Origin of the sequence: Desulfovibrio piger ATCC 29098 (genome assembly GCF_000156375.1) — a bacterium.
Lineage (GTDB): Bacteria > Desulfobacterota > Desulfovibrionia > Desulfovibrionales > Desulfovibrionaceae > Desulfovibrio > Desulfovibrio piger.
On the sequence record NZ_DS996351.1, the window covers coordinates 137681 to 147850 of the forward strand.

The window sequence follows — 10170 nt, forward strand, 5'->3', positions numbered from 1 at the left end:
TATGGTCTGGTTCAGACAGCATCTCCCTGCGTCCCTAAAAGATTCCGGCAATGCCGTCGTAAAGATGTGTGTCAGACAATATCCTTTTCTTGTGGAAATATTCGGTCAGGAAAAAAGCACCTATTTTCTGAAGCAAGTCAAGGAAATTGCTGACCGGCATGTGCGGGAAGATGAATTTTTTAGTCGTGATACGGATGACTATTTCTATTTTTTGCTCAATGATATTGATAAAGATATTATATGTGATAGGCTGAATTCGTTTTTTTATGATCTTAACGAAAATATCGATATCGGAAATATATATTATCAGCTTGCTTTCTATTGTGGTGTATCAATTTATGATGGCGAAGGCGACCCAGAAAAGAATGCAGAGCTTTTGATGACCCATGTTCAATTTGCCCTTGAAAAAGCTAAAGGTGCGCACATTAATTTTATATGGTTTTTTGATTCAGAGCTTCATATAACAGAAGAACTTGAAAATTATATCGAAAGCCATATGCACCAGGCGTTGGAAAATAAGGAATTCAAACTTTTCTTGCAGCCGAAAAAGAATCTGCATACCGGCAAGTTGGAAGGCGCAGAAGCGCTTGTTCGCTGGAAACCTTCTAACGGACGTATCCTTTCACCAAATCAGTTTATTCCCCTATTTGAGAAAAATGGATTTTGTGTTGAGCTTGATTTTTATATGATCAGGCAGGCGTGTTGTCAGATTAACTCTTGGATCAATCAGGGGATCGAGCCTGTTCCTATCTCTGTAAACCAGTCAAAGCTTGTATTTTTCGAGCGCGACTATGTGGAAACTTTACAACAGATTCTGGATGAACATCAGATCCCGGCAGAACTCATCGTTCTGGAGATTCTGGAAGGATTGGCCATGGATAGTACGGATTTGCTTAACGAGAGAATAGGAGCGCTTCAAAAAGCCGGGTTCCGTATCTCTCTGGACGACTTCGGAAGCGGCTATTCTTCCATGAACACCCTAAGCCGTTTGAAGATCAACGAGCTCAAGCTCGACCGGGGTTTTCTGTTCAGTAACAGCAGTTTGGACCGTGAACGAAACAGCCTCATCCTGGAACAGATTATCCAACTTTCGCATAAACTTGGCATTTCTACTGTCGCTGAAGGTGTGGAAACTGTAGAAGACGAGGAACTTGTGCGTTCTATCGGCTGCGATGTCGGACAGGGATACCTCTATCATGCCCCCATCAGTGCGGCAGAATTCACGGAAATCTATATGGTCGACAGGAAGGCCCCCCGGTAGGGCCAGAGTCGTTCAAAATTTTGGCCGGCTTTGTGATCAGCACAAAGCCGGCCATTTGCGTAGAGCGTATGGAGAGAGTTCTCTAGTTCAGGGAGCCGTAGCTACCGATGACGGAGTCGAGGGCGCCTTTGTCGATAGTATCGTACGATGTCCATGGGATAAGCCTGTCCGCCATAAAGCTGACCTGTTCCATGATCATGGCTTGGCCTGACTGGATGGCCGTGTTGCGATTCAGCAATGTGCAGACTTCCAGGTATTGGGCTCCGGCGACCACGGAGCCGTCGGCAAGCGTCGCCGGGGCGTTGTACACGATGCCCATGCCGAACGGCACTCGGAAGATGTCTTCTTCCAGATTCTCGTTCCAGATACCGTCGCCGGAAATGGCTGAGCTGTTGTACTTGCTGTTGCGGTCCGTAATGCCGGTACCGAACTCGGCGTTAGCGTAGATGGCATTGAGCAGGTTGCGCCCCAGGAAGAGCAATCTGCCGATGGAGCCTTGAACCGGGGCGTTTGTTGCCGCGAAGATGTGCCTGCGTGAACCGATGGCTTTCACCGGCTGCACGCTGCGCGTTTCAGAAAAGTTGATACTGTTCAGAAATCCCACTGGATAGAACGAGTTGTCGCTGCTGGCGTGAGACAGACGCGGTGGACCGACAACGACCAGACAGTCGTCAGGCAGAATGAGCGTGAGCTGCGAAATATCGTGCTGGTGCTCGACAAATGCCTCTTTGTATTGATCGACCCAGGAAGACTCGTCCCTGACAGGAGCTGTGGCTTCGATTTTGTCGATAGGGGAGAATGACATATTGACCTACCTTGTCGCCTAGTTGCTGGTGATACGCATATGGACCGCGGTAAGGTGCAGGCCGATCGTGTTCAGCGGGTACGGGAAGGAAACTTCCGCGATCATTTCCACACGATCACGGACATCCTCCATCTGGGCGACAGACGTAATATTGTAATCAAGGACGCGGCTGCCGATTTTGGGGCTGGTATCCAGCTTCAGCGTCTCAAGGACGCCGCGCAACGCCGTACGCAGGGTTGCCAAAGTCGACTGTGTGATATTGTACTGCCCGATGAAGGCATTCATCGTATCCCGGCAGATGTATGACACATAGTCGAAGTTTTTGACAAAGGAGAGCTCCTGCATCTCGAGTGTCGAGCGGTCTGTCGTGAGCTGGTGGCGGATGTGGGGCGGAGCAGTGGACGAAGCCTGCACGAAGATGAATGTGCCGCCATCGGCCATAGCATCGAGCTGGTCGTTGTTGAAGTAGCTGTTGCTGTTCTTCAGACCGTCGATGCCGGCGATGGACAGGCGCGTGAAGCCGTAATGGGACGGCAGTCCGCCGATGCCACCGGCCACGGCGCAGGCCAGATAGTAACCAGGGAGCTCGCGCTCGCCGACAATGCACACATCAGGCCAGATATTCACGAACCGGCTGGAGCCGTAGGCCTTGGATGTGGCCGCGATCTCGTTCGCCTGTCCCAGCTTGTCGAGGCTGTGCATGACTCGGAACCGGTACTCCCCGGCCTCTGTGAACAACTCTTCATCAAAAGGCGCGGACTGCGTGATGGTGAGCAGGTCCTCGGACACGACGGACGACACTGTGTACTCGTGTTCCGTACCTCCGAGGTCGGTCATGACGAGAGTGTCGCCGGCATCCACGTAACTGGAGAGGAACGCGGCTTCCTCCGACAGCAGGCGAACCAGGTCGCCGTCACCGTCACGGCTGACCTTGCCGGTCCCGGTCGCGACCTCCTTCTCGGTCACCAGATGCGTGCAGCCCAGGGCGATACGCCACATGCCGCGTTCCGGTTGCGACATTTGCTCGGCGTGGAGTTTGAACATGGACAGCACGGACGCGTCGAACGTCAGGGGAACCAGCGCGTAGACAGGATCGTGTGTCTCCAGGCGGTCCTTGGCGGCCTTGTAACCGGCAAGATCATCAGAGTCGACGCCGATGCACTTGATGCCGATAGCGGCGTTGGCCATGGCAATGTTCACGCCGAAAGCCAGAGGGTTCTCGGGAACGATCTTGCCGAGCTGGCCTTCGATTTCGTCGGTGGAGTAGAGTGTAAGGACATCCGACAAATCCTGTCGAAGAGCCTTGTAGCCGATATGTAGTGACGCGATACTCCGTTTCGATCGCGGCAGGAGCATCAGGGTCAGTCTTATCAGTCAGTTTGACGACGTCGCCGACAAGGATGCCTTTCGGGTAGCTGTCACCATCGAACAGGAGGCAGTTGCCGGTGCTGAGAACACTGGCACTGAGGTCTGAGTACAGGCGCACACGGGCATTTTTCAGACGAAAAGAGACTGACTTCTCGTCGATGAGCGCACCGGGAGCGTTGTTGGGGAAGAAGCCGCTCTCAATGCCGGCTTCCGTGTATTGGCCATAGAGGGCATTGCCTTCGTCCTCCACAGCATCGACGATGTGATAGCAGGGGCCGATGATACAGGGAGGGAGCGACGCGGAGGGCGTCGTCGTGGAAGTATCAGCGTACTCCTGGAAGACCATCACCATGGGGCTTGTATAAGCCATAGCCAGTCACCTGTATATTTCTGAAGTTGTATGCGCGTGGAACGCTTTGCAGAAATATTGGCGACGGATGGGGAGGAGGTTAAACCGGTTCGGAAAAGACGCGTTTTCACATTTCGCTATGCACAGGAATACCTCCAGAGAGGCCTAAAAAGTTGTCTAGCTAGACAAAAACCTACCAAAAAAGTTGCCGATTTTGTTTTTCAGAAAGCATTTTTGATGCTTTTTTAGCCAAATACACGCATGGTACGTTTTATGCTTTATTCACTTGCAACACAGTGAACACAAGAGGAGCTTGGTTATGTCGTTTACGGAACAGGATATGAAGAAGCAGATAGAAGATTTCACTGCCCTCCGTGAGGAGTTTTTCCGCCTGGAAAGCCAGGAAAAAGCCATGCGCAAGCAGCTCGACCTGCCGGAGCGGGAAAAAACGGATCCGTCTTCCTTGACTCCCAAGTTGCGCGAGATGGTCGAAGAAGCTATGGCCGAGGCGCGCCGTGCCGCCCAAGCTCGCACCTCCCTGCCGGGCGTCAATACCCAGATCGCCAACTCCAATCACCACCTTACCAATCTGGCCCGTGGCCAATAACCTACGGCCAACAAAGGAAGTAATATGAGCCAAGTCAATTTTTCCTCCACATCTTCTGTTTCGTTTGGAGAACTGGGCCCCACTACAAGTTTGCAGCTGATGTTTGCCAAGCTGCAACTTGAACTGGCCGAGACCGCCAAGACCCAGGCCATGAACAAGATGGATGCCATCGCCAAGGCGCAGGAAGAACAGAAGCTAGTCTCCCAGTTGCTCAATGAAGCTCGGCAGTCAAAAGCCGATGCCAAAAATAAAAACAGCAAAGATATTACGACAACTTATTATACATATGACAAGGATGGGAAGGTCACCGGATCTTATACGGAAACAGCTCCTAAAGGGAAAGACTATAACCCCATGAGTAACGAGATGGTGAAGTACATGGATGAACATGGTCTCGCTTACGACAAGACGGGGAACGATCACATGCATACCGCAGACGAATGGGACGTGGCCATCACGGCTCTGGAAGGCCGTCTGGAAGAGCTGGGCTCCAATACCCAGCAGGAGATGGTCTATGTGCAAGACTACATGGGCCAGTACAACTCCTACTTGCAGGGCGCCAACACCCAGATCGCCAACTCCAACCAGACTCTTACCAGTCTGGCCCGCGGTCAATAACCTACAGCCGACATAAGGAAGTGATATGAGTCAGGTCGATTTTTCTGCGACGTCTTCTGTTTCGTTCGGTGAGCTGGGCCCCACCACGAGCCTGCAGCTGATGTTTGCCAAGCTGCAGCTGGAACTGGCCGAGACCGCCAAGACCCAAGCCACGGACAAGATGGATGCCATCGCCAAGGCGCAGGAAGAACAGAAATTCGTTTCCCAGCTTCTCAACGAGGCGCGGCAGGCCCAGGCCGACGGTAACAGCGGCACGGGAGTGGGGATGACCAGCATCAATGGCGTTACGGTCACGGGCAAGGATTGCTATCCTATGTCCCAGGAAATGGTGGATTACATGGATGCCCACAAGCTGGCATATCCCAATGGCGATGGGGATTACATCCTCGGCAAGGACGAATGGGACGTGGCCATCACGTCTCTAGAGGGACGCCTGGAAGAGCTGGGCACCAATACTCAACAGGAGATGGTCTACGTCCAGGACTACATGGGCCAGTACAACTCTTACCTGCAGGGCGCCAACACCCAGACCACCAACGCCAACCAGACCCTCACCAATCTGGCCCGCGGCCAGTAGCCGTCAGACAGAGCGACGGCAGCACTGCGGTGGCCCGCTCACGTCCGCTGAGGCGCAGTCGTTCGGTACCATGATCTCTGCGGCCAGGAGCATGTTCACGGCGGCGGAGAGTTCGGCAAGAGCATGCGTTCTGCCAAGGCCAAGCCCGGAAGAAAAAGTTGGGCTCTTGACTGGTTGAGAGGACTTATGCAGGTCACCTCGCCAGTCAAGAGCCCTTAAAAAGTTCTGCAGCATCCTCAAGCAAACTCTGAAATCCTCGTTGCGATGCTCCGAAGCACTTCGCTTCTTGTTTCCTGTGTCCACTTGTACTGGATGGAGTAGTCGAAGTTCAGCTGAGCGTGGAAGATGGTGTCATCATCTTCCATCTTGGTCACTTCCGATAAACTGATGGAGTTGACCATGTGGATACCCAGCAGCTTCGGCATATGGGTACGGCACATGAGCATTAGGCTGAAGACGTGCTGGGCTATGATTTCGACCTCGGCCTTCGTCTTGCTGATCACCTGGATATTGATGGAACTCGTGACGAGATTCGAACCTGTTTTGAGATGCGTCGGCAAATTCACATGCGCCAGGTCGCCAACGACGGTGGGCCCGGCCCCCTGCATGCCGCGCGAAACGACGACAAGGGGCTTTTTGCCGTAAACTTCCGAATCTTTGTTCAGGGCGACGTCGAAGGCGACGCCTGATTTGTTGAAGTCGTCTCGGACGTAGCGGTATGGGTAATCCTCAGGCAGTTCCTCAAAGGTGATCTTAAGGAGTTGGAGAAAGAGTTCGACCACATGGAGCGGTGTGTCATACGGAATGATAGGATTGCCGAGGGGTCTAACAGCCATACGCTTACCTTCCGTCCACCGGTTTGACAGGCTCTTGATCTGGCTTGCGCCATTTCGTGAGCTTGTATTCCTCACTCCCATAGGTCACGGCGACGGCCGATGCTATCTGAGCTATGACGTCGCCGCGCATGGCCACGATATGCGGTTCCACATCGTATATCTTGAATACTTCCTGGGTCTCTTCGAAGATGATGAGGGCCTGGTCTTCCAGGATGGGAGCGCCCAGGATGACAATCTGTTCCTTGGTGCCGTTGGGGTTTTCCGTGTTCCCCAGCGGGGTGGCGATGCGGTACCCTGGGCCGAAGTCTACCAGCGTCCAGAAATCTCCAAGATATTCCCAGTTTTTCAGAAAACCTGTTCCGTGACAGACGGGGCAGTTCGTAAGCAAGCGTTCACCCGTCACGGAATTCGTGCATTTCGTACAGCGCTCGCCACCTGCAATTTTGTAGATGGATGCATGCTGCCCATTGTACATTCTAGCTATCTTGATGAGATCTTTGAGGATCTTTTGGGAGTAACCTTTGAGGTAGCGGTAATTCGTGTGATGGCCGTAGTTGAATGGGACGGCTTCGCGCTCGGGACCGAACCTGACACTTCCGGATGCGTCATATCCGGTATCCATTCCGAAGTCCATACTCGCCTGGACCCCGTCACGGAAGATGGGGGAAGAGGCTTCATGCCTGCCGGCAACGCTCTGATTGTCGTCAGCCATAGGTCACCGTGCTAGTTGCGGAAGCGGTACTCGTTGATGGCCATATAGGGGGAGAAGCTGCCACCCCAGGCTTTTTCCTGGTTGATGTACATCTTGAACTCGCGCAGCTTCTGGTCGAAGAGACCTTTGTAGTATTGGGCAAGCTGGTTGTATTGGGGAAATTTGTCGTCGATGCCCGCGTTGAGGCCCTGGGCGTTATACGTGACCTGGTTGCGGAGTTGGCGTTCTGCCTCGCCGTTGGCCAGATGGTGCAGAACGCCATACAGCATGACGGTGTCCGAAGGGAAATCCTCAAGCGTGTAGCTGGTCACAGGCGCTACGATATTGAAGTCGCTTACGGTGAGCTTCATGGCCAGTTCGACAAGCTTTTTGACGGACTGGTACTCGCCCTCGAGGAGCACGTTGTATTCCGGCGTGTCCTTGGCGTAGGTGCGGATGTCTTCAACGGACAGCACGAGGATCCCCCTTGCGGGCTACTTGCCGTCGACCTTGGCTGTTTCCGGCTTGCTTGTTTCATCCTTGGCAGACTTGCCCTGCTTCTTCGGAGCCTCGGCCTCTGGTTGCTGCTTCTCTGATCCGGCAGGCTGTTCCTGCTTTACAGGAGTGGCGGGGACATCAGCTTTCGGCATACTTTCCTTGAGGATACCCTTCTTCACAAGCTTGGCGACGGCCAGCGTCTCTTCGGACGTCTTCGGCACGTCAGGAAACTTGTTGCCGGGAAGGATGCGGAAGCGACCAATCACGACTGGGGCATTGGAGATATTGACGATCATCGGTATTCCCTTTGCTTTCTTGCATTGAGAAATGCCGGCGGATGAAGAGTCCCGCCGGCATTTCACGGAGGGCTATTCGAGGGTGACCTTGACCACACCCTTGGTGTTGCCGATACCGAGACCGGGCGATTCGTAGGTGTGGAAGTGGATCAGGTCAGCCTCTGTCTTCATGAACAGAGTGGCGTCCTGCAGGAAGAAAAACTTGATGAAGAATTCCGGCTGGGTGAAGAAGAAAATTTCGTTTTCCTTCACGAGGTTGTCCTTGATGGTGGTGACCACGGGCAGACCCAGGAAGGTCTCTTCGCCTTCGACGCCACGGTTGAAGCGGGCCTCCTGGGGAGCGAAGCCGATATCTTCAGTTTTCAGCTTCAAGCTGTCGATGTAGGTGTTTTTGTGCATCAGCACTTTGCCCAGAGGCAGGCGCATGCGGATCATGGCCTTCATGCCTTCGGCGAAGGCATCCTTGAAGGTGTTGGCCGCGGTGGAGGTGGCGACGCTGACGGCCTGTTCGGCGGCGTTGTCGGCGACGATCTCGTTGAGGGTGTCGATGAACTTGCTGTCCTCTTCCTCCTGGATCATCTTGACCTGATTTTCCTTCAGCCAGTCGGTGATGGGCATGCGAATGGTCATCAGCTCGAACTTGGACTTGGTGATGCGTTCGGCCTCAATCTTGGCGAAGGGGATGCGAAAGCGCTTGCCGTGGAAGTAACGGCGCTCGCCCGTACCCTTGAACGGCACGAAGGTGGCCTGGGAGGCATCAGGTTCGATTTCGCAGATGATGGAGGGCATGTCGTCCGTGCTGACGCCGTCAGGTTCCACAATGGGATCCAGCTCATCAGCGGTCACGGTGCGGGATTCGAACAGGCGGCGCAGGATGCCGTCTTCATACAGCTTCTGCCGGATATACAGTGAGGAGTTTTCCATGGCCTCTTTGATCTGGCCATTGAAAACCTTGTCGCAGAATGAGCTGTTGAGCAGCTCGGTACTCACGTTGACGGTTTCGATATTCATGGTCTTGCTCCTTCCCGGCCAGGCTTAGCGGGCTTCATGCCACATGACACGCATCAGGCCTGAGGTGGCATCATATTTCAGAACGCGGCCCAGTACCTTCTCGCCTGCGGCGGCCTTGGCGAATTTCCCGTCCTTGGCTGTGAGCTGGTCATTGGCGGCATAGGTGTCTGCGGTGTAATGGTCCTTGTCCACTTCGATGACGATCTGGTGCATCAGGCCAGTGTACGTACCTCGCACCTTTTCGTAACCGATAACGAAGGCGCACATGGGGTCGGTGGCCGCGGCGGCGGCAGTGAAGTTGGCAGGAGCGATCTTGCCGTCGGTGACGGTGACGATCATGCCGTCAGTGATGGTGGCACCGGTATCCGCCTTCAGGACTTCGTCGATGGCAGCATTGGAGGGCCAGCCTTTACGAACATTATACATGCTGGATATCCTTGTGTGTTGTTGTCTATGGTGGTTCAAAAAAAGCGTCAGCGAAGCAGGAAATTCGTCAGCGCATCGCCTTCGGGTATCGCCATACCGCTGAGGCTTCCGTAGTCAGCTGAGTAGCCAGCGGTCTTCTCATTGATCTCTTGCTCCTCGATAGCCGCAGCCACTTTTTCAAAGGCATCCGCAAGGTTGACGAGGGCTTCAGTAGTAGATTCGTTATTCGTCTGCGTACCCATCTATATATCCATATCTATTTTCATTTGTGGAACCGATTACGTAACCATATAGGAAATCAGTGGCGGTCTCCGAAAAAGATGAGGAAATCTCGTACCTTTTCCGGATCGAGTTCGATGGTCGCGGCGGTCTTTTCCACAGGGTCAGGCAAGGTGCCGGCTACAGAACGAATCTCCCGTGCGAGATTCCGCAGGGCTTCGGATATCGATCCCGGTGTGCTGTCAACGGTCGTCATGGCGCAGCAGGCTCCGCAGGTTGTCGATGTTGATGACCGGTTTGGGGGCACAACTGGTCAGAGAGGCAGCTTTGATATCCCCGGCGAGCTTACGCAGGGGAGCCGCAGCTTCTCGCAGAAGGGACGCGACCTTTTTCCTGTTTTCCGGGGACAGAGACATTAGCGGACTCCGTTGGCCATGTAAGCCATCACGTTATCGTACGCTTGGTTGGCGATCTTGGGCAGATCGACGTTCCCTTGCTCGTCGACATAGCTGTCGGCGATAGCAGCTTCCGTCGGCAGTCCGAGAGCCTCAGCAGCGGCAGCTGCTTCAGCGCCTTCGCCCCCTGCATCCTCGGCTGCATCCTCTGCG

General features: G+C 53.9%; 16 protein-coding genes. 4 read left to right on the forward strand and 12 right to left on the reverse strand.

The features are described from left to right. Positions 1-1261 (forward strand): EAL domain-containing protein (locus tag DESPIG_RS13980; RefSeq protein ID WP_006003720.1); only part of this gene is annotated, 1261 nt, incomplete at its 5' end. A gap of 82 nt (positions 1262-1343) precedes the next feature. On the opposite strand, the gene DESPIG_RS00585 is transcribed toward DESPIG_RS13980, so the two are convergent. After that, the gene (locus tag DESPIG_RS00585) at positions 1344-2066 is read right to left on the reverse strand and encodes a hypothetical protein (RefSeq protein WP_006003722.1); all 723 of its coding nucleotides are present in this window, start codon (positions 2064-2066) and stop codon (positions 1344-1346) included. Positions 2067-2084: 18 nt separating this feature from the next. Then, positions 2085-3353, reverse strand: a complete 1269-nt coding sequence (locus tag DESPIG_RS00590) for a hypothetical protein (RefSeq protein WP_040368917.1) — start codon at positions 3351-3353, stop codon at positions 2085-2087. Positions 3354-4102: 749 nt separating this feature from the next. On the opposite strand from DESPIG_RS00590, the gene DESPIG_RS00595 reads away from it, so the two are divergent. The 3 genes from DESPIG_RS00595 to DESPIG_RS00605 are packed head-to-tail and all read left to right on the forward strand — an operon-like array spanning position 4103 to position 5585. Then, a complete protein-coding gene (locus DESPIG_RS00595; RefSeq protein WP_006003726.1) occupies positions 4103-4390 on the forward strand; it encodes a hypothetical protein in 288 nt (95 codons plus the stop codon). Between the two features lie 24 nt (positions 4391-4414). Next, positions 4415-5008 carry a hypothetical protein gene (locus DESPIG_RS00600; RefSeq protein ID WP_040368918.1) on the forward strand — a complete coding sequence of 198 codons (594 nt, stop codon included), beginning with the start codon at positions 4415-4417 and terminating at the stop codon, positions 5006-5008. Between the two features lie 25 nt (positions 5009-5033). After that, positions 5034-5585 carry a hypothetical protein gene (locus DESPIG_RS00605; protein ID WP_006003729.1) on the forward strand — a complete coding sequence of 184 codons (552 nt, stop codon included), beginning with the start codon at positions 5034-5036 and terminating at the stop codon, positions 5583-5585. 236 nt (positions 5586-5821) lie between these two features. Here DESPIG_RS00605 and DESPIG_RS00610 read toward each other — a convergent pair whose 3' ends face one another. The 10 genes from DESPIG_RS00610 to DESPIG_RS13985 form a co-directional block, all read right to left on the reverse strand. Further along, entirely contained in the window at positions 5822-6421 is a 600-nt protein-coding gene (locus DESPIG_RS00610; RefSeq protein ID WP_006003733.1) for a hypothetical protein, read from the reverse strand. Positions 6422-6425: 4 nt separating this feature from the next. Continuing rightward, positions 6426-7133 (reverse strand): hypothetical protein, encoded by a 708-nt coding sequence (locus DESPIG_RS00615; RefSeq protein ID WP_006003735.1) that lies wholly within the window; start codon positions 7131-7133, stop codon positions 6426-6428. An 11-nt stretch (positions 7134-7144) separates the two neighbouring features. Further along, a complete protein-coding gene (locus tag DESPIG_RS00620) occupies positions 7145-7588 on the reverse strand; it encodes a hypothetical protein (protein ID WP_006003736.1) in 444 nt (147 codons plus the stop codon). 18 nt (positions 7589-7606) lie between these two features. Next, complete coding sequence (locus tag DESPIG_RS00625; RefSeq protein ID WP_006003738.1) at positions 7607-7906, reverse strand: hypothetical protein; 300 nt, start codon at positions 7904-7906, stop codon at positions 7607-7609. Positions 7907-7978: 72 nt separating this feature from the next. Then, positions 7979-8917, reverse strand: coding sequence for a hypothetical protein (locus tag DESPIG_RS00630; RefSeq protein ID WP_006003740.1), 939 nt, complete (start codon positions 8915-8917; stop codon positions 7979-7981). Between the two features lie 24 nt (positions 8918-8941). Further along, positions 8942-9343: a hypothetical protein gene (locus DESPIG_RS00635; protein WP_006003742.1), complete on the reverse strand. Its 402-nt coding sequence runs from the start codon at positions 9341-9343 to the stop codon at positions 8942-8944. Between the two features lie 47 nt (positions 9344-9390). Beyond that, the gene (locus DESPIG_RS00640) at positions 9391-9585 is read right to left on the reverse strand and encodes a hypothetical protein (RefSeq protein WP_006003745.1); all 195 of its coding nucleotides are present in this window, start codon (positions 9583-9585) and stop codon (positions 9391-9393) included. A gap of 56 nt (positions 9586-9641) precedes the next feature. Then, positions 9642-9818, reverse strand: coding sequence for a hypothetical protein (locus DESPIG_RS13510; protein ID WP_155807039.1), 177 nt, complete (start codon positions 9816-9818; stop codon positions 9642-9644). After that, positions 9805-9978, reverse strand: coding sequence for a hypothetical protein (locus DESPIG_RS13515; protein WP_155807041.1), 174 nt, complete (start codon positions 9976-9978; stop codon positions 9805-9807). The genes DESPIG_RS13510 and DESPIG_RS13515 overlap by 14 nt, the downstream gene beginning before the upstream one ends. Further along, positions 9978-10170: hypothetical protein (locus tag DESPIG_RS13985; RefSeq protein WP_006003749.1), on the reverse strand; the 193-nt coding region annotated here is incomplete at its 5' end. The genes DESPIG_RS13985 and DESPIG_RS13515, both read right to left, overlap by 1 nt.